General features: G+C 66.9%; 15 protein-coding genes. 8 read left to right on the top strand and 7 right to left on the bottom strand.

The window, feature by feature from the left end:
- Positions 1 to 515: 515 nt before the first annotated feature.
- The 4 genes from maiA to hppD are packed head-to-tail and all read right to left on the bottom strand — an operon-like array spanning position 516 to position 4,055.
- Positions 516 to 1,136, bottom strand: a complete 621-nt coding sequence (maiA, locus tag FHS79_RS08390) for a maleylacetoacetate isomerase (protein WP_184198243.1) — start codon at positions 1,134 to 1,136, stop codon at positions 516 to 518.
- A complete protein-coding gene (gene fahA / locus FHS79_RS08385) occupies positions 1,133 to 2,407 on the bottom strand; it encodes a fumarylacetoacetase (protein ID WP_184198240.1) in 1,275 nt (424 codons plus the stop codon). Before fahA ends, maiA begins: the two co-directional genes overlap by 4 nt.
- Complete coding sequence (locus FHS79_RS08380) at positions 2,404 to 2,961, bottom strand: VOC family protein (protein ID WP_184198238.1); 558 nt, start codon at positions 2,959 to 2,961, stop codon at positions 2,404 to 2,406. Before FHS79_RS08380 ends, fahA begins: the two co-directional genes overlap by 4 nt.
- Positions 2,958 to 4,055 (bottom strand): 4-hydroxyphenylpyruvate dioxygenase, encoded by a 1,098-nt coding sequence (hppD, locus tag FHS79_RS08375; RefSeq protein WP_184198235.1) that lies wholly within the window; start codon positions 4,053 to 4,055, stop codon positions 2,958 to 2,960. The genes FHS79_RS08380 and hppD overlap by 4 nt, the downstream gene beginning before the upstream one ends.
- Before the next feature lie 81 nt (positions 4,056 to 4,136).
- Between hppD and FHS79_RS08370 the strand changes: the two genes are divergently transcribed.
- Together FHS79_RS08370 and FHS79_RS08365 are read left to right on the top strand one after the other, a co-directional pair.
- Positions 4,137 to 4,613: a MarR family winged helix-turn-helix transcriptional regulator gene (locus tag FHS79_RS08370; RefSeq protein ID WP_184198232.1), complete on the top strand. Its 477-nt coding sequence runs from the start codon at positions 4,137 to 4,139 to the stop codon at positions 4,611 to 4,613.
- Positions 4,614 to 4,717: 104 nt separating this feature from the next.
- Entirely contained in the window at positions 4,718 to 6,355 is a 1,638-nt protein-coding gene (locus FHS79_RS08365; RefSeq protein WP_184198229.1) for a histidine kinase N-terminal 7TM domain-containing diguanylate cyclase, read from the top strand.
- 2 nt (positions 6,356 to 6,357) lie between these two features.
- Here the strand turns inward: FHS79_RS08365 and FHS79_RS08360 are convergent, their stop codons facing one another.
- Positions 6,358 to 7,299 carry a LysR family transcriptional regulator gene (locus FHS79_RS08360; RefSeq protein ID WP_184198226.1) on the bottom strand — a complete coding sequence of 314 codons (942 nt, stop codon included), beginning with the start codon at positions 7,297 to 7,299 and terminating at the stop codon, positions 6,358 to 6,360.
- Between the two features lie 100 nt (positions 7,300 to 7,399).
- Here FHS79_RS08360 and FHS79_RS08355 point away from each other — a divergent pair, with 100 nt between their 5' ends.
- The 4 genes from FHS79_RS08355 (at position 7,400) to FHS79_RS08340 (ending at position 11,064) form a co-directional block, all read left to right on the top strand.
- Positions 7,400 to 7,708, top strand: coding sequence for a hypothetical protein (locus FHS79_RS08355; protein WP_184198224.1), 309 nt, complete (start codon positions 7,400 to 7,402; stop codon positions 7,706 to 7,708).
- Positions 7,709 to 7,847: 139 nt separating this feature from the next.
- The gene (locus FHS79_RS08350) at positions 7,848 to 8,852 is read left to right on the top strand and encodes an aspartate carbamoyltransferase catalytic subunit (protein ID WP_184198220.1); all 1,005 of its coding nucleotides are present in this window, start codon (positions 7,848 to 7,850) and stop codon (positions 8,850 to 8,852) included.
- Entirely contained in the window at positions 8,849 to 10,090 is a 1,242-nt protein-coding gene (locus FHS79_RS08345) for an amidohydrolase family protein (protein ID WP_184198217.1), read from the top strand. The genes FHS79_RS08350 and FHS79_RS08345 overlap by 4 nt, the downstream gene beginning before the upstream one ends.
- Positions 10,078 to 11,064 (top strand): SPOR domain-containing protein, encoded by a 987-nt coding sequence (locus tag FHS79_RS08340; protein WP_184198214.1) that lies wholly within the window; start codon positions 10,078 to 10,080, stop codon positions 11,062 to 11,064. The genes FHS79_RS08345 and FHS79_RS08340 overlap by 13 nt, the downstream gene beginning before the upstream one ends.
- Before the next feature lie 19 nt (positions 11,065 to 11,083).
- Here the strand turns inward: FHS79_RS08340 and FHS79_RS08335 are convergent, their stop codons facing one another.
- Positions 11,084 to 14,518, bottom strand: a complete 3,435-nt coding sequence (locus FHS79_RS08335; RefSeq protein ID WP_184198212.1) for an indolepyruvate ferredoxin oxidoreductase family protein — start codon at positions 14,516 to 14,518, stop codon at positions 11,084 to 11,086.
- Between the two features lie 60 nt (positions 14,519 to 14,578).
- Here FHS79_RS08335 and FHS79_RS08330 point away from each other — a divergent pair, with 60 nt between their 5' ends.
- Positions 14,579 to 15,280 (top strand): endonuclease/exonuclease/phosphatase family protein, encoded by a 702-nt coding sequence (locus tag FHS79_RS08330; RefSeq protein WP_243453479.1) that lies wholly within the window; start codon positions 14,579 to 14,581, stop codon positions 15,278 to 15,280.
- Positions 15,273 to 16,664: a phospholipase D family protein gene (locus FHS79_RS08325; RefSeq protein WP_184198209.1), complete on the top strand. Its 1,392-nt coding sequence runs from the start codon at positions 15,273 to 15,275 to the stop codon at positions 16,662 to 16,664. The genes FHS79_RS08330 and FHS79_RS08325 overlap by 8 nt, the downstream gene beginning before the upstream one ends.
- Before the next feature lie 4 nt (positions 16,665 to 16,668).
- Here the strand turns inward: FHS79_RS08325 and FHS79_RS08320 are convergent, their stop codons facing one another.
- Complete coding sequence (locus tag FHS79_RS08320) at positions 16,669 to 18,366, bottom strand: formate--tetrahydrofolate ligase (RefSeq protein ID WP_184198206.1); 1,698 nt, start codon at positions 18,364 to 18,366, stop codon at positions 16,669 to 16,671.
- Positions 18,367 to 18,468: the final 102 nt, after the last annotated feature.

Below are 18,468 nucleotides of genomic sequence, written 5' to 3'. Positions count from 1 at the left end.
TGCATCCGGTGCCGGCCTGAACGACACCGCCCGCGCTCGCACCGCTCACATCGCCCTATCGGCCCGCGAACAACGCTGACTTCTTCAACACAATCGCCCAAGTTGCGGACGTTCGTAAAAACGGCCACGTTGCTCAAATGGAACCTAGGGACTCGATCGAGCAGAAGCATGTTGGAGGCGTCGGCTGCGCCTGGACAATGCTCGCCGTCAACGTGGCAATTATAGGTCTACTCACCGCAAGCATGGTGCAGGGTCCCTATTCGAGCCCCGAGCAAGAACTTTGGTATCGATATGGGTCGCTTGGATTTCTTATCGCTGGCGTAGGTTTGCCAGCATTCGTTCTTGTTGCTATCCGCCGTTCACGTTCAGTCGTCGTTTCTGCGACGGCATGGATGGTGGCGATCTTACTTGCGTTCGTATGGTATGGGGCGATGTCGAGTGGGGGAGTCTGAATAAGCCTACTAAACGTCCCCTTGCCACCCGTTCCGGCCATTCACATTTTGTGCGCCCACGGCCTAGTCCGCGTCCGGGTGCCGCTCCGGGTGCGACGCCGCAATTGCCGGCACCGTCATCGCCCGCGCTTCGACTGCCAGCAGCGCCTTGAACCCGTCCACCTCTACTCCGAAGCGGCGCGCGCTGTAGAGCTGCGGCAGCAGCAGGCAGTCCGCCATCGTCGGGGTGCCGCCATGGCAGAAGCCGCCGCCCTGTGCCGCCACCAGCGTGTCCAGCGCCACCAGCCCATCGCCGATCCAGCGCGTATTCCAGGCCGCAACATCCGCGCCCTCGGCCTTGAGCCATTGCTGGACGCGCAAATTCTGCAGCGGGTGGATATCGCAAGCGATCAGCCCGCACATGCTCCGCACCTGCGCGCGTGCCATCGGCTCGGCGGGGAGCAGCGGCGGGGTCGGGTGCGTCTCTTCGAGCCATTCGAGAATGGCAAGGCTTTGCGTGATGATCCCGCCATCGGCCTCGATCGCCGGCACCAGCCCTTGCGGGTTGAGCGCGGTATAGCCGGCGTCGCGCTGCTCCCCGGTGCGCAGATCATGGGTGACGCTGGTGACGGTGAGGCCCTTGAGGCCGAGCGCCATGCGCACCCGCCAGGCCGCACCCGAGCGCCAATATTCGTGGAAGATCATGCGACCACCTCGGCACTGCACTCGCCGAAACCGATGGAGGCCGCCCCGGTCGCTTGCGCCATCGCGCGCATGATAATGCGGTCGCCGGGCTGCAGGAAGGTGCGCGTTTCGCCGTTCGGAAGCGTCAACGGAGACTTGCCGCCCTCGCTGATCTCCATCAGGCTCCCCCGACCGTCCGGCGTGGGGGTGCTGATCGTGCCGGTGCCGAGCAGATCGCCGGGGTTCAATGGGCAGCCGTTGCTGGCATGGTGGGCGAGCATCTGCGCCGGGGTCCAGTAGAGGTTGCTCGCCGGGCCGACGCTCAGCCGGTGCGGAGCGAGGCCGTTCTCGCGCATCGCGGCGGTCTCGATCAGCACTTCGAGGTTCAGCGCCAGCGCGCCGCTGGCCTGGTCGGCATCCGACCAGAGATAGGGCAGGGGGCGCGGGTCGCCCTCGGGCCGCGGCGTCTGCGCGATGCGGAACGGCGCCATCGCCTCGGCGGTGATGATCCAGGGCGAGATCGTCGTATGAAAACTCTTCGCCAGGAACGGCCCGAGCGGCTGATATTCCCACGCCTGCAGATCGCGCGCCGACCAGTCGTTGAGCAGGCAGAAACCGGCGATATGCTCGGGCGCTGCGTCGATGGCGATGGGCTCGCCGTGCGCATTGCCGGGGCCGACCCAGATGCCAAGCTCCAGCTCGTAATCGAGCCGCTGGCTGGGGCCGAAGCTCGGCCCCTCCGGCCCGGCGCGCTGCCCGTGCGGCCAGCGGACGGGCACGTCGCCCACGGTCACCGAAGAGGCGCGGCCGTGGTAGCCGATGGGAATGTGCTTGTAATTGGGAAGCAACGGCGCATCGGGGCGGAACAGCTTGCCGATGTTTTCGGCGTGATGAATGCCGGCATAGAAGTCGGTATAGTCGCCGATCGCGGCGGGCAGCTGCATCGTCACGCTGTCGATGCGGTGGAGAAGGTGCACGATCCGCGCCGCCTGGCCGCCGTCCGAAAGCAGCGCCGACAGGGCATGGCGCAGCGCCAGCCGGTCGGCCGCAGGGCGTGCAAGCAGGCTGTTGAGCGTGGTGTCCGAAAGGCTGCCGAGTTCGGGCGGCACCAGCCCCATTTCGGCAAGCCCGCGCAGATCGAGCACATGGTCACCGATGCGCGTGCCAATGCGTGCATCGCCTTCCCCATCGGAAAACACCCCGAGCGGCAGGTTCTGAATCGGAAATTCGGGATGGTCGGTCGCACCCGGCACCCAGCAGGGCAGGGCGGGATCATGGCTGTGGTCGATCATTCGGCGCCCTCCTGGAATTCCGGGGCATGCAACCAGGCCGCATGGCGCGGCGCCCGTTTCGTCTGCGACCATTCATCAAGCATCGGCCGCGCCACCCGCGCCAGCTCGGCGAGCTGCTCGGGCGTGCCGATGTTGGCTGCCAGTTCGAGCCGATGTCCGTTGGGATCGAAGAAATAGATCGACTTGAAGATGCCATGATGCGTCGGCCCGAGCACGGTGATGCCTTCGGCCTCGAGATGCGCCTTGGCGGCAAGCAGCGCGTCCATCGACGGCACCTCGAAGGCGATATGCTGCACCCATTCGGGAGTGTTGGCGTCGCGCCCCATCGCCGGCTGCTCGGGAAGCTCGAAAAACGCCAGCACATTGCCGCCGCCGCAATCGAGGAACACGTGCATGTAGGGGTCATAGGCGCCAGTGGAGGGCACATGATCCTCGGCAAACGCCGTGGTGAAGGTCATGCCGAGCACGCGCTCGTAGAAGCCGACCGTCTCGGCGGCATCCTTGCACCGGTACGCGACATGGTGGATGCGCGAAAGCTGGACAGCGTGGCTCATGCGGGTTCAGCCCCAAGCAGCTCGCCACCAATGATGCCGCGCTCGAGCTGGTCGCGCTCGATCGACTTGAACAGGGCCGTGAAATTGCCTTCGCCAAAGCCGCTGTCGCCCTTGCGCTCGATGAACTCGAAGAACAGCGGGCCGACCATGGGGGCGGAGAAGATCTGCACCAGCAGCCTTGTGTCGCCGGCCTCGGTGCTGCCATCGAGCAGCAGTCCGCGCGATTGCAGCGCATCGACCGGCTCGCCATGGTTCGGCAGCCGCTGGTCGAGCATCGCATAGTAAGTGGCGGGGGGCGGCTTCATGAACTCGATGCCGAGCGCCTTCAACCGGTCCCACACCGCCGGAAGATCGGTGCACGAAAAGGCGATGTGCTGGATGCCTTCACCATTATAGGCCCGCAAAAACTCGTCGATCTGCCCCGAGCCGCCCTTCGATTCCTCGTTCAGGGGAATGCGAATCCGGCCGTCGGGGGCGGTCATCGCGCGTGAGGTGAGGCCGGTGTATTCGCCCTTGATGTCGAAGAAGCGGATCTCGCGGAAGTTGAAGATGCGCTCATAAAAGCCCGCCCAATGGTCCATGCGGCCGCCATAGACATTGTGGGTGAGGTGATCGATCTCGATCAGCCCGGCGCCCTCGGGCTTGCGCGACGCCTCCGGCAGCCAGTCGAAATCGATGTCGTAGATGCTCAGCCCGTCGCCGTAGCGGTCGATGAGGTAGATGATGGCGCCGCCGATGCCGCGGATGGCGGGCAGCCGCAGCTCCATCGGCCCGGTGCGCGTTTCCACCGGCTCGGCGCCGCGCTTCAATGCCTCGGCATAGGCCTGAGCAGCGTTGCGCACGCGGAAGCCCATGCCGCACGCCGAGGCGCCATGCTCGGCAGCGAAATAGGCGGCGGGGCTGCCGGGCTCGTAATTGGCGATGAGATTGATGCCGCCCTGGCGCCAGAGCTGCACATCCTTGGAGCGATGGGTCGCGACATGGGCAAAGCCGAGTGCTGCAAACATCGGCTCGAGCACGCCCTTTTGTGGCGCTGCAAACTCGACGAACTCGAAGCCATCGAGGCCCAGCGGATTTTCAAACAGATCGGCCATGCAACATCCCCGTCACAAATGGTTTCAGTTGATACCAATATCATGGATTGCCGCGATGGTGTCAAATGTTACCATCACCGCATGACCGCCACTCCGCTCCGGCTCGACGATTTTCTGCCCTATCGCCTGTCGGTCACGTCGAATCTTGTCAGCGATCATGTGGCGGGCGCCTATCGGTCACTGTTCGGGCTGAGCGTGCCCGAGTGGCGGCTGGTGGCGGTGCTGGCCGAGGCCGATGGGCTGAGCCAGGCAGCCATCGGCGAACGCACGCGGATGGACAAGGTGAGCGTCAGCCGCGCCGCGCGCGCCCTCGAAGGGCGCGGGTTGGTGACACGTCTGGCCGATGCCCGCGATGCCAGGGCACGGGCGCTCAGCCTCACCGATGCCGGCCGGGGGCTGCATGCACTGGTGGCACCCCGCGCCAAGGCGATGGAAGCAGCGATCTTCGCATGTCTCGATCCCGCCGAGGCCACGCAACTCAAGGTCCTGCTCGCCCGGGTTGAAGCGTCGCTGACAGCTGCGGATCCGACCGCCGGTTCCGCGGCGGACAAGAAATAACAGTTTAAATCATTATTTCAGAAGCGAAAGTATAATAGGGACGTATATGTGGTCGTAGCTTGCAGCACTGGCACGGAGGTGGAGCACCACCATGAAGTTAATTTATGGTAACCATAGCTGATTGTCTCACTTTCGCGGTGCCGCAAGGCCTCGCCTGGCTGCCGCTGCTGACAATGGTCGGGCTGGCGCTGGTGGGTTACGCCAATGCGCACCAGCGCTCTTTTTTCGGCAAGGATTATTTTCTCCTCGCCCATGCCGCGATGATCATCTGGCTGACAGCCGTGACCATGGAAATGCTCAGCCCAACCCTGCAATGCCGCCCGGTGTTTGCGGGGCTCGCCTATCTGGGCATCACCTCTCTCCCGATCGTCTGGGCATTTTTCATCTACCATTATGCCTTCAGCGTCGCGCGGCAGGCGCGGGCAATCGAAATCCTGCTGCTCTGCGTCGTGCCCGTGGCGGTGACCGCCATCGCGTTGACCAATCCGCTGCACGGCCTCTTCTACTCCGACACGAGCATCGCAGTCGACAGCGTCGGCAATCCCTATGTCAACTACACCCATGGCCCCGTGCTCGATGCCATCACGGTGCTGCTCTATGCGATGATCATCGGAACGTTGCTGGTGCTCGTCTTCGGTCTGGTGCGCACGGCGCCGCAATTCCGGCTGTATTTCGCCTTTCCGGTTCTCATAACCTGCACCATCTTCATTCCCAACATCGCCTATAATGTGTTCGGCCAGCGCTTCTACGGCCTTGACCCGACGCCATTCTCCTTCTTCTTCGTGCTGTTGCTGTTCTCGCTGCTCATCGTCACCAACCGGGTGTTCAACATCGTGAATGTCGGTTCCGAGCTGATCTTCGCCAACATGCGCAGCCCGGCGCTGATCGTCGATGCCGATGGGCAGATCATCGCCGTCAACGCCGTGGCCAAGGACATTTTCCTCGAAACCGTCGCGCGCATCGGCGGCCCGATCACCGATCTCGCCGCGCTGCGCCCGGCTGTCACCTTCGATGGCGGAGTGCTTCGTATCGCACACGGCCGGCGGATCGCGGTCGCCGGGCGCTATTTCGATGTCGATGCCATCCCGATCGCCAAGCCGCTGTCGCACAACCAGGAGCCGATCGGCACCGTGCTGCTGATGAGCGATGTTACCGTCGAGGAGCAGCGGTACCGCGATCTCGAAGCCGAACTGGCCAGCAACATGCGCCAGCTCGAAACCTCGACCGCGATGCAGGCCGCACTCCGCGAGGCCGCCGAGTTCGATCCGCTCACCCGCGTCCGCAACCGCCTCTCCCTGCCATCGGTCTTTGCCCATTGCACCGAGCAGGCAGCGCGCGAGCAGCGCAAGGTGGTGGCGGTGCTCATCGACATCGACCATTTCAAGCGCTGGAACGATCTCCATGGCCATGCGGCAGGGGACCGGGTGCTGCGCGATGTGGCGCGCTTCCTCGAGGAGAGCGTCAGTCCACTCGAGCCCATCTTCCGCATCGGTGGCGAGGAGTTCCTGCTGCTGTTCCCCCACGGCGAGAATGAATCGATCGCCAGGCGCATCGCCTCGATCCAGGCCTCCCTTGGGCGCGCCGAGTTCCAGCGCGCCGGTGATGGCCCGCGCATCACCTTCTCCGCCGGCGTGGCGCAATGGCCAGAGGATGGCGTCGTGCTCGATGCGCTGCTCGAAACCGCCGACCGCCGCCTCTATGCCGCCAAGGCAGCGGGCCGGAACAGGATCATCGCCGCCTGATCTCAGCCATGCGGCAACGCCGGAAAGGTGCCGGCCAGCATATGCGCCTTCACATGATCGATGAAGGCGCGCAGCTTGGGCAGAACCTGCGCCCGGCCGGGATAGAAGAGAAAGAGCCCCGGGCTCGAGACCGCGAGATGGCCGAGCACGGGTTCTAGCAGCCCCTGCTCGATCTCCTCCTCCACCAGCGGCTCCGACACATAGGCGAGCCCCAGCCCGCGCAGCGCCATGGCGATCGTCGTCCGCATGTCGTTGCTGATGATCCGCCCTTTCACGGTCACATCAAAGCCCCGCCCGGCCTCGGCAAAGCGCCAGGGTGCGATGATGCCGCTCTGGAAGCGCATCCGGATGCAATCATGCTGCTTCAGGTCTGCTGCAGCCAATGGACGCCCGCACCGCTGGATATAGCCGGGGGACCCCACGACGATGTAGCGAAACGCATCCGAAAGCCGCACCGCGATCATGTCGGCCTCGAGCATCTCGCCAATACGGATGCCCGCATCGAATCCGCTCGCCGCCAGATCGACCAGCCCGTCCTCCGCAGCAATTTCCACATCCACATCCGGATACTGATCGCAGAAGCTGGCGATGATCGGCTCGATGAGGATCGGCACCACCGCGCGCGGCATGTTGATGCGCAGCAGCCCGGCCGGCCGGTCCCCCAGCGTGCGCGCACTGTCCCACGCCGCAACCAGCCCGGCAAAGGCAGGTGCTGCGTCGGCGAGCAGCCGGGCGCCGGCCTCGGTCACCCCCACCGAGCGCGTCGTGCGGGTAAGCAGCGCCACCCCCATCCGTTCCTCCAGCGCCCGCACCGTCTGGCTGATCGCCGAAGGCGACACCCCCATGTCCTCGGCCGCGGCGCGAAAGCTGCGCCGCTCGGCCACTCGCAGGAAGGCCTCGATGCCATCGAGCAGGTGACGCGGGATTGTGTAGCTGTTCTTCACGGCTCACCCAGGATTATACGGATTATGCTCATCCTGAGTGTGACTTAAAACCTGTTCATCGGCAACGGCAAACCCGCCGACAACAGGAAGGAACCCCGTCATGTTCATCACCATCGATCGCCTCACCATCGTCGCTCTCGCTGCCACGGCCATGCTGCCCTTCGCGGCGTTCAGCCCCGCCCAAGCTGCTACCGCCCAGGCTGCCACCGCCCAGAGCTGCGCCGTGCAGTCCGAGCAGATCCGTTCGCTGGCCGAAACCGCCGAGCCCAGGGCCGCCGCCAAGGCGCTGCGCAACGTCCGCCTCGCCGAGCGCCTCTGCGCCGAAGGTGGCCGCCTCGAAGCGGGCAAGAAGTTCACCCTCGCGATGTCGCAGCTCGACACCTCGGTCGAGCTCGCCGACCGCCGCTGATCGCCGCTCTCCCGGACGTGCCTCCCACACGTCAGGTCCCCGGCGGCCGCGTCCTCCTCGCGGCCGTCGGCTTTTTATTGGGAGGCAAATCGCCCTCGTGCCTTTCCATGCGCCGCCCCGGGCGTTAGACCGGCCTGCAATGGCCAGTGCACACCATCCCGACCACCCCGCTCTTGCCGGCGGAGCCCATCCTTTCCCGCATTCCCACCTTCTCGCCATTTCGGCGCTCAAGCCCTGGGAAATGCTCTATCTGCTCGGGGAAGCCGAGAAATGGGTCGATTACAACCGGGCCTCGGCGCGCACCGACCATCGGCTCGCCGGGCTCACCCAGATCAACGCTTTTTTCGAGCCCAGCACCCGCACGGCCCTCAGCTTCGAGATCGCCGGCAAGCGCCTCGGCGCCGATGTCGTGAGCCTCGGAGTCGCCGGATCGAGCGTCAAGAAGGGCGAGACGCTGCTCGACACGGCGCTCACCCTCGGCGCCATGCGGCCCGATGTCATCGTCATCCGCCACGGCAGTTCGGGGGCAGTGCAGCTCATCGCCGAGAAGCTCGATTGCCCGGTGCTCAACGCCGGCGACGGTCGCCACGAGCACCCCACCCAGGCGTTGCTCGATGCCCTCACCATCCGTCGCCGCAAGGGCCGCATCGAGGGCCTCACCGTCGCCATCTGTGGCGATATCCTGCACAGCCGGGTGGCGCGCTCCAACTTCCAGCTGCTCGCCTCGCTCGGCGCCAAGGTCCGCGCCGTGGCGCCCCCAACGCTCATGCCGCCGTTCATCGAGAGTCTCGGTGCCGATCCCTACACCGACATGGCTGCAGGGCTGGAGGGTGTCGATGTGGTGATGATGCTGCGCCTGCAGACCGAGCGGATGGCTGGCGCCTTTCTGCCTTCGACGCGTGAATACTACCGCTTCTTCGGCCTCACCGAGGCCCGGCTGGCGCGCGCGGCGCCCGATGTGCTCGTCATGCACCCCGGACCGATGAACCGCGGCGTCGAGATCGAGAGTGCCATTGCCGATGATATCGTCCGTTCCGCCGTCACCGAGCAGGTGGAGATGGGCGTTGCGGTGCGCATGGCCTGCCTCGATGTGCTGACACGTGGCCGGCGCGGCATCGAAGGCTGGACCGGGGGCGCGGCATGACCGCGTCGCCAAAGCCGCTCTGCCTCGCCGGCGGCCGCGTCATCTGTCCCGCCACCGGCCATGACGGGATCGCCAACCTGATGATCGGCAGCCGGCAGGTCACCGGGCTCGGCGATGCGCCGCCGCCGTCGCACGCCGAGACGATCGACTGCACCGGGCTGGTCGTCGCCCCCGGGCTCGTCGATGCCGGAGTCTTCCGCGCCGATGCGCGTGCCTTCCAGATGGGAGGCATCACGCGTGCCGTGCTGATGCCCGACCAGACGCCGCCGCTCGATGATCCAGCACTCGTCAGCTTCGCGCGCGGCGTTGGCAAGCCCGATGTCTGGGTGCATCCGCTGGTGGCCGCCACGCGAGGACTGCTCGGCGAGGAACTGGCCGAACTCGGGCTGGCCCGCGAGGCGGGTGCGGTGGGCGTCGCCACCGGCCGCCGCGGCATTGCATCGTCGCAGGTCATGCACCGGCTGATGGCCTATGCAGCCAGCTTCGACATGGTGGTGGTCAGCCATGCCGAAGATCCCGATCTCACCCGCGAGGCCGTCGCCACCGAGGGCGAATATGCCACGCGGCTGGGGCTGCACACCGCCCCCGCCTTCGCCGAAACGCTCGCCGTGGCGCGTGAACTGCGACTGGCCGAAGCCACCGGCGTGCGGCTGCATCTCCGCCAGGTCACCACCGCCGAAGCGCTGGCGCTGGTGCGCGCCGCCCGCGCGCGCGGTGTCCGCGTCACGGCCGGAATCACGCCGGCGCATGCGATGATGAACGAGACCGCCCTTGCCGGCTTCCGCAGCTTCTGCCGCCTGTCGCCGCCGCTGCGCTGCGAGGAAGACCGTCTGGCGGTCGTCGAGGCGATTGCCGATGGCACGATCGGCATCATCGCATCGGGCCATGATCCGCAGAGCCAGGAGGCCAAGCGCCAGCCCTTTGCCGATGCCGCCCCCGGCATGGCGGGGGCCGAGACGCTGCTGGCGCTCGGGTTGACGATGGTCGGCGCCGGCACGCTCCGCCTGCCGGCGCTGCTGGCCGCACTCAGCACCGTGCCGGCGGCGCTGTTCGGCCTTGCCGGCGGCAGCCTGGCGCCCGGCCAGCCCGCCGATGTGGTGGTCTTCGACCAGAACGCCCCGTGGCGAATTGCGCCCGATCGGTTTGCCGGGGCCTCCAACACGCCGTTCGATGGCCTGCCGGTGGCAGGGCAGGTGCGGCGCACGATCAAGGGCGGGGATGTGCTTTGGCAGGTTTGAGACTGATTGCGCTGGTGCTGCTGTGTTGCGCGCCCGCGCTCGCCCAGCGACGCGAGGTGCAGCAGCCGGTCACCGTGCCGATGGCTGCACCGCCGGCGCCGATGGCGGCGAGCGTGCGCAACGGCGCGGAGCTGTGGCGGCGCGGGGAATGGGCGGCGGCCGCAGCAATGTGGCGGCCCTTTGCCGAAAATGGCAATCTCGATGCCATGTTCAATATCGGCCAGGCCTACAAGCTCGGCCGCGGGCTGCCGAAGAACGAGGCCCAGGCGCGGGACTGGTATCGCAAGGCTGCCGAGCGCGGCCACCGGCCGGCACAGGCCAATCTCGGCATCCTGCTCTTCCAGTCCGGGCAGAAGGCCGATGCGCTTCGCTGGCTCAAGCAGGCGGCCGACGCCGGCGAGCCCCGCGCCCAATATGTCTATGGCGTGGCGCACTGGAACGGCGATGGTGTGCCGCGCAGCCTTGTGACGGCCTATGCCTATCTCGCCCGCGCCGCCGACCAGGGCCTGGCAGAGGGCCGCTCGGCAATCGACCTGCTCACGCCCAAGATGAGCGTTGTCGAACGTACCAGCGGCTGGCAGCTGGCCAGCGCACTCGCAAAGACCGATGGATCAAGCGGTCCGCTCGCCAGCATTCCCTCGCCATCGGCGCTGGCGGCCAATGCACCCGTGCCGCAGACGCCAAGCAGCAATCCCGCCGCCATTGCCGGCAAGGCCGCCACCCCGACCCGGCCGCAACCGGCGTTCCGCGTGCAGCTCGGCGCCTACAGCCGCCGCGAACTGGCCGAGGCAGCGCTTGCTGCCATCAAATCGCGCAGCCCGGCGCTGCTCGAGGGGGTGGGCCCAATCCTGCAATATGATGGCTCATTGACCCGGCTGCATATCGGCACCTTCGACAGTCTCGAGGCATCCAAGGCTGCCTGCGCACGCTTCACCGCGGCAGGCTATAGCTGCATCCCCGTCGACGCTCCCTGATCTGCCCCGCGGGAGCCCTTCAGGCGGCCTGCAGCATCCCGGGCTGCTCCCATTTCGCCCATAGCCTTGACCGCTCGGCGCCCACGCGGGTCCGCGCCGCATCCTTGACCGGGCCGAAGCCGCGCACGTCCATCGGCAGAGCGGCGATCGCCAGCGCCAGCGGCAGCCGCTCGGGGGTGAGCTCGGCGAGCAGCCGCGCCACATCGGCTTCATAGGCAGCAATATCTGCCCGCTCCTGGCGGCGCTCCTCGGTGCGGCCGAACGGGTCGATCGCGGTGCCGCGCAGCCCCTTCATCCGCGCCAGCAGCCCGAAGGCCTTGAAGATCCACGGCCCGAACTTGCGCTTGGCCGGCCGCCCGGTGGCCGGGTCGAGCTTGCTCAGGAAAGGCGGCGCGAGCCACACATGCGGCGTGCCGGCCTTGAACTGCGCCTTCAGCGTCGCCGCAAAGCGCCCGTCCGAATAGAGCCGCGCCACCTCATATTCATCCTTGTAGGCCAGCAGCTTGTAATGGCTTCTTGCCACGGCTTCTGCGAGTCCATCGCCACCGCGTGCGCGGGCATCGCTCACGAAATCGCGGTAACGACGCGCCAGGGCTTCATCCTGATAGGCGGTCAGGTCCGCCGCACGCTTGTCGATCAGTTCGTCCAGCGTTCGGCTCACCACCGGCTCCGCAACCGGATCGGTCGCGGCGATCATCGCTTCCACCGCCTGCGGATCATGCGCAAGCAACCGCCCCAGCGAAAAGGCGCGCAGGTTGAAATCGATCGCCACATTGTTGAGCCGGATGGCGGCTTCAAGGCTTTCGCGGCCGAGTGGCACATGGCCCTGTTGCCACGCCGCACCCAGCAGCAGCAGGTTGGCGCCGATGCTGTCTCCGAGCAACGCCACCGCCACCCGCTCGGCCTCCAGAAACTGCGTGGCATTGGCGCGCGCCGTCTTGCGCACCGTGTTTTCAATGGCTTTCGACTGGAAGTTGAAATCCCGGTTGCGCACGAAATCCGCCGTCGGCGCGATGTTGGCGTTGGCCACCACCGCGGTGCGCTCGGCGAGCATCAAGGCTTGCGTCGGCTTGTCTGCCGCCACCACGGCATCGCAGGCAAGCACGAGGTCGGCGCAGCCCGCCATGATGCGCGGGGAGAGCAGATCCGAATTGTGCTGGCCGATGCGGACATGCGCATAGACCGCACCGCCCTTTTGCGCGAGCCCGGCCATGTCGGCGGTGGTGCTCGCAAGCCCTTCGAGATGGGCCGCCGTGCCGAGCAGCGCCGACACGGTGAGCACCCCGGTGCCGCCGATGCCGGTCACCATGATGTTGTAGCCATGGCCGGGGCTGGGGATCGCCGGCTCGGGCAGGGCGCTGGCGTCGATCGCCACCGTCTCCGCCTTGGTCAGCTCGGCGCCGTCGATCGTCACGAAGCTCGGGCAGAAGCCCTGCACGCAGGAATAATCCTTGTTGCAGCTCGATTGGTTGATCCGCCGCTTGCGGCCGAATTCGGTTTCGAGCGGCTCCACCGACACGCAGTTGGATTGCACCGAGCAATCGCCGCAGCCTTCGCAAACCGCCGAATTGATGAGCACGCGCGTCGCCGGATCGGGCATCAGCCCGCGCTTGCGGCGACGGCGCTTTTCGGCGGCACAGGTCTGGTCGAAGATGATGACCGTGCAGCCCGGTGTCTCGGCAAATTCCTTCTCGGTTTCGAGCAGGAACTTGCGGTCGAGCAACCGTACGCTGGCGGGCAGCGTCACGCCCTCGTAGCGGTCGAGGTCCTCGGTCAGCACCACGACCTTCTTCGCACTCTCGGCCACCATCTGCGCGGCGATCTGCGGCACGGTCAGTTCGCCATCGACGCTCTGGCCGCCGGTCATCGCCACGGCGTCGTTGTAGAGGATCTTGTAGGTGATGTTCACCCCCGAGGCGATGCTCTGGCGGATCGCGAGCAGGCCCGAGTGGAAATAGGTGCCGTCGCCCAGATTGGCGAAGACATGATTCTCTTCGGTGAAGGGCGCCTCGCCGACCCAGGTCACGCCCTCGCCACCCATCTGGGTGAAGGTTTCGGCACGGTCCATCCACAGCGCCATGATGTGGCAGCCGATGCCGGCCAGCGCACGGCTGCCTTCGGGCACCTTGGTCGAGCTGTTGTGCGGGCACCCCGAGCAGAAATAGGGGGTGCGCTTGATCGGCGTGGTGTGCGCATCCGAGCGGCGCTTCTGCTCGGCAAAGAACGCCAGTGCGTTCCGCACCCGGTCGGTATCGTGGAAGCGCTGCAGCCGGGCGGCGAGCACCTCGGCGATGATTCCCGGCGTCAGCTCATTGTCGGGCGAGAGCAGCCATTCGCCGCGCTCGTTATGCTTGCCCACCACCTGCGGGCGCACCGCAGGGTTCCAGTTGTAGAGCTGCCACTTCAGCTGATGCTCGATGAACTCGCGCTTCTCCTCGATGACAAGCACTTCCTCCAGCCCCTCGGCAAAGGCGCGGATACCATCGGGCTCCAGCGGCCAGGGCATGCCGACCTTGTACACGCGCAGCCCGATCGCGGCAGCGACGCTCGCGGTGATGCCGAGCTCGTCGAGCGCTTCCATCGTGTCGGCATGCGCCTTGCCGGTGGTAATGATGCCGAAGCGCGGGTTCGGCGTGTCCCAGATCGTCCGGTCGATGCCATTGGCCTTGGCAAAGGCCATCGCCGCAAAGCCCTTGAAGCGCTGCAGCCGCGTGTCTTCCTCACGCCACACATCGCCGCCGCGAATGTGGACGCCGCCTTCGGGAAAATCGAACGGCGGCAGGATGATGCGCCGCTGCTCGTTCGAAAGGTCGACCGTGGCCGAGGTTTCCACCGTATCGGCGGTCGCCTTGAAGCCCACCCAGGTGCCGGCAAAGCGACTCATCGCCAGCCCCAGCAAGCCAAATTCGACAAACTCATGCACCGATGAGGGGGCAAGAAACGGCACGAACGCCGCCTGAAAATTATGGTCGGACTGGTGGGGCAGGGTGCTCGACTTGGCACCATGGTCATCCCCCACGATCGCCAGCACGCCGCCGTGCGGGGAGGTGCCCGCGGCATTGCCATGCTTCATCACGTCCATGGCGCGGTCGAGGCCGGGGCCCTTGCCGTACCAGATGCCGAACACGCCATCGAACTTGTTGCCAGGCCGCATGCCGACATGCTGGCTGCCCCACACGGCCGTGGCGCCCAGCTCCTCGTTCACACCCGGCTGGAAGATGATGTTGCGCTTGGCGAGCAATTTCTTGGCCCGCCAAAGCTCCTGATCATAGGTGCCGAGTGGCGACCCGCGATAACCCGAAATGAACCCCGCCGTGTTCAGCCCGGCAGCCGCATCGCGCGCCTGCTGCACCAGCGGCAGCCGCACCAGCGCCTGCACCCCCGACATGAACACCCGGCCTTCGCTGAGTGCATATTTGTCTTCGAGACTGACGGGCGGCATACCAGCGACCATGTTAGGTCCTCTATCAACACTTGTTAGGTCAACAATACTGACCTTTCCAGGCGCGTGCAAGTGACCAGCGCACTGCTCGTCGCAAGCTACAACATCCACAAGGCCGTCGGGACCGACGGCCGCCGCATGCCCGAGCGAATTCTCGATGTGCTCGCCGAAATCGGCGCCGATGTGGCGGTTCTGCAAGAGGCCGACACCCGCTTCGGCGTGCGCACCTCGGTGTTTCCGGGGGACATGCTCGGCCGCGCCGGCTGGCAGGCGGCACCCGTGGCCGAGCATGCTGCGGCCATCGGCTGGCACGGCAATGCCATCCTCGTGCGCGAAGGTGTCGAGCTTGTGCGCGCCGCCCGGCTGCCGCTCCCCGCGCTCGAGCCGCGCGGCGCGGTGATGGCCGATGTCGCCACCGGCGGGCTGACCCTGCGGCTGGTGGGCGCGCATCTCGATCTCTCCGGCCTGTGGCGCGCGCGGCAGGTGCGCGAGCTTCTCGCCGGCGTGGCCCGCGCCCCCGGCAACCCGCCCGAGCTGGTGATGGGCGATTTCAACGAGTGGCGCCCGATGGGGGCCGCCATGGCCGCGTTCGGCGAGCGACTGCGCGTTGTGCCGCTGCCACCGAGCTTTCCCGCTCGGATGCCGCTGGGGCGGCTCGACCGCGCCTTTGCCAATCCGGCGCTCAAGGTGCTCGATTCGGGCGTGCATCGGAGCGCGCTGTCGCGGCTCGCCTCCGATCATCTGCCGGTCTGGGTCCAGGTGGCGCATGGTTGAATCCCTCGCCCGGCAGTTCGGCCCGATGGCAGCCGCGCATCCCGGCCTGTCGGGCGTGCAGATGCTCAAGGACGGTCCGATGTCGCTGTCGCTGCGGCTGCTGCTCGTCCGCCGCGCCCGGCTGTCGCTCGACGTGCAATATTACATCTGGCGAGGCGACCGCTCGGGCCGCCTTCTGCTGGCCGAGCTGCTCGCGGCTGCCGATCGCGGCGTGCACGTCCGGCTGCTCCTCGATGATTTCGGCTGCGGAGTCGGCGATGCGCGACTTGCGGCCCTCCATGCACACCCCCACATCGAAGTGCGGCTCTTCAACCCGCTGCGGCTGCGCTGGCCCCGCTGGATCAACTTCCTGTTCGATTTCCCGCGGCTCAACCGCCGCATGCACAACAAATGCCTGGTGGTCGATGGCGTCGCCGCTGTCCTCGGCGGTCGCAACATCGGGGACGAATATTTCGACGGCAGCAACCCGGCACTCGCCGCCGATCTCGATGCGCTTGCCGTCGGCGCCATCGCCGCCGATGTCGCCGCCGATTTCGAGCGCTACTGGCATGCGGACGCTGCCCTGCCGCTCGATGCCGTCGTCACTCGCCCCTCACCGGCGGCACCACTCGAGACCGAGCCTCGCGATAGCGATCCCGCCGCCGAAGCCCTCATCGACGAGGCTGCGGATTTCGACTGGGTGGCGATGCGCATGCTCAGCGACGATCCCGACAAGGTGCTGGGCCGTGCCGGACCGACCGAGCTGATGCTGCCCCAGCTCATCGCGGCACTGGCGCCGACACATCGGCTGCTGCTCGTCTCGCCCTATTTCGTTCCGCTCGATGCGGGTGTCGCGCTGCTGGCCGGCTTCGTCGGTCGCGGGGTGCAGGTCACCGTGCTCACCAACTCGCTGCAATCGAACAACGTCGCCATTTCGCACGCTGGCTATGCGCCGGCGCGGCGGGCACTGCTGCGTGCCGGGGTCCGACTGTGGGAGATGAAAGGCCGCGGGCTGGGTCCGGCCGTGCTCGGCCTCGTCCCGCGATCGCTTCGGCGCAACCCCGGCACGGCCAGCTTCTTCCGCGCCAGCGCCTCGGCGCTCCATGCGAAGACCTTCATCGCCGATGGCGCCCGGCTGTTCGTCGGCTCGATGAACTTCGATGCCCGCTCGTGGCAGCTCAACACCGAGATCGGCTTCCTCATCGAAAGTGCCATGGTCGCCGGCCGCGTGGAGGCCAGCGTCATTGCCGAGCTGCCGTACCACAGCTGGTCGGTAGAGCTTGCAGGCGACGGCCTTGCCTGGCGTGGCCCGTCGATCTGCCACCGCACCGAGCCCGGCACACGCTGGTGGCAGCGTGGCGTCATGCATTTTCTGGGCTGGCTGCCGATCAAGCGCCTGCTGTAGCGCCTCAGCTCAGCCCGGTGATCCGCCCATACTCGTCGAGCCCGATATGGTGGGCAGCGGGGCTGCGCGGCAAGCCGGGCATGGTATTGATGCTGCCCGCCAGCGCTACCACAAACCCGGCCCCCGCCGCGAGCCGCACGCTGGTGATCGGCAGCATATGGCCGGTCACAGCGCCCCGCACATGCTCGTCGGCGGTGAAGCTGTAGGGCGTCTTGGCAATGCACACCGGCAGATGGCCGAAGCCCTGCTCGGTGAAGCGTGCCAGGTCGCGGGCAGCGGCGGGGGCGAGGCTGATGCCCTCGGCCCGGTAGATCTCGCGTGCCACGGTGCCGATCTTGTCGGCGAGCGGCATGGCATCGGGATAGAGCAGCCGGAAGCCGGCGTGCGGATCGGCGGCATCGGCAATTGCAGCGACCGTGTGTGCCAGCGCCTCCGCCCCTGCGCCGCCATCGGCCCAGTGTGTGCAGAGATGCGCCGGCAGGCCCAGCTTTGCGCAATGGTCGAGCACCTGCTGCTGTTCCGCCGCCGCATCGGTCGCGAAGGCATTGATCGCCACCACCACCGGCACGCCGAACTTGGCAAGATTTTCGGCATGCCGCGCGAGCACCTCCAGCCCGCGTGCAAGTGCCGCCGGATCGGGCTTGCCGAGGTCGGCGAGCGCCATGCCACCATGATATTTGAGCGCCCGCACCGTCGCCACGACCACTGCCACCGCCGGCGCCAGTCCGGCCGAGCGGCACTTGATGTTCGCGAACTTTTCCGCCCCCAGGTCGGCCCCGAAGCCGGCCTCGGTCACCGCGAATTCGCTCAGCGCCAGGGCGGCGCGGGTGGCGATCACCGAATTGCAGCCATGCGCGATATTGGCGAACGGCCCGCCATGGATGAACGCCGGCGAGCCACCCAGCGACTGTACCAGATTGGGCAGCGCGGCCTCGGTCAGCAGCGCCGCCATGGCGCCTGCCGCCCCGATGTCGCCTGCACACACCGGGGTGCCGGCGAGATCCTTGCCGATGCGGATGCGCGCGAGGCGCGATTGCAGGTCGGGAAGATCATTGGCGAGACAAAGGGCGGCCATCACTTCGCTGGCCACGGTGATGTCGAACCCCGTTTCGCGCACCGGGCCGTTGCCGGCGCCCCCTGAGCCGGAGAGGCCGAGCGCCACCTGCCGCAGCGCGCGGTCGTTCATGTCGAGCACCCGGCGCCAGCTGATGCTGCGCGCATCGAGCGCCTCGCCGGTAGCGGTGGGCAGCCGGTAATGGAGCGCATTGTCGATCAGCGCCGCCAGCAGATTGTGCGCCGAGGTGATGGCGTGGAAATCGCCGGTGAAGTGCAGGTTGATCCGCTCCATCGGTGCCACCTGCGCATGGCCACCGCCGGTCGCCCCGCCCTTGCGGCCGAACACGGGCCCAAGCGACGGCTCGCGCAGCACGATGCTCGCCCGCCGCCCGATGCGGTTCAGCGCATCGCCTAGCCCCACGGTCGTCGTCGTCTTGCCCTCGCCGGCCGGGGTGGGGTTGACGGCGGTCACGAGGATGAGCTTGCCGTGCGGCCGGGACCGCAGGCCGCGCAGCGTTTCGGCCGTCAGCTTCGCGATGTGCCGCCCCTGCGGCTCGAGGTCGTTCGCTTCCAGCCCCAGCAGGGCGGCAATCGCCTCGATCGGGCGCAACGTATAGCCATGGGCAATTTCGATGTCGGTCGGCATGCTGTGCAAAGTCCCCTCGGTTCGCAGACAGGGTCTTGCCATGATGCGCACGAGCCGTCACGCTTGCCTATGAGCTTGGGGTTGCTATAGACGCGCGCTTCA

Source organism: Polymorphobacter multimanifer, assembly GCF_014205635.1.
GTDB lineage: Bacteria > Pseudomonadota > Alphaproteobacteria > Sphingomonadales > Sphingomonadaceae > Sandarakinorhabdus > Sandarakinorhabdus multimanifer.
Note: the sequence above shows the minus strand (reverse complement) of the source record. Positions and strands in the feature narration are given on the sequence as shown.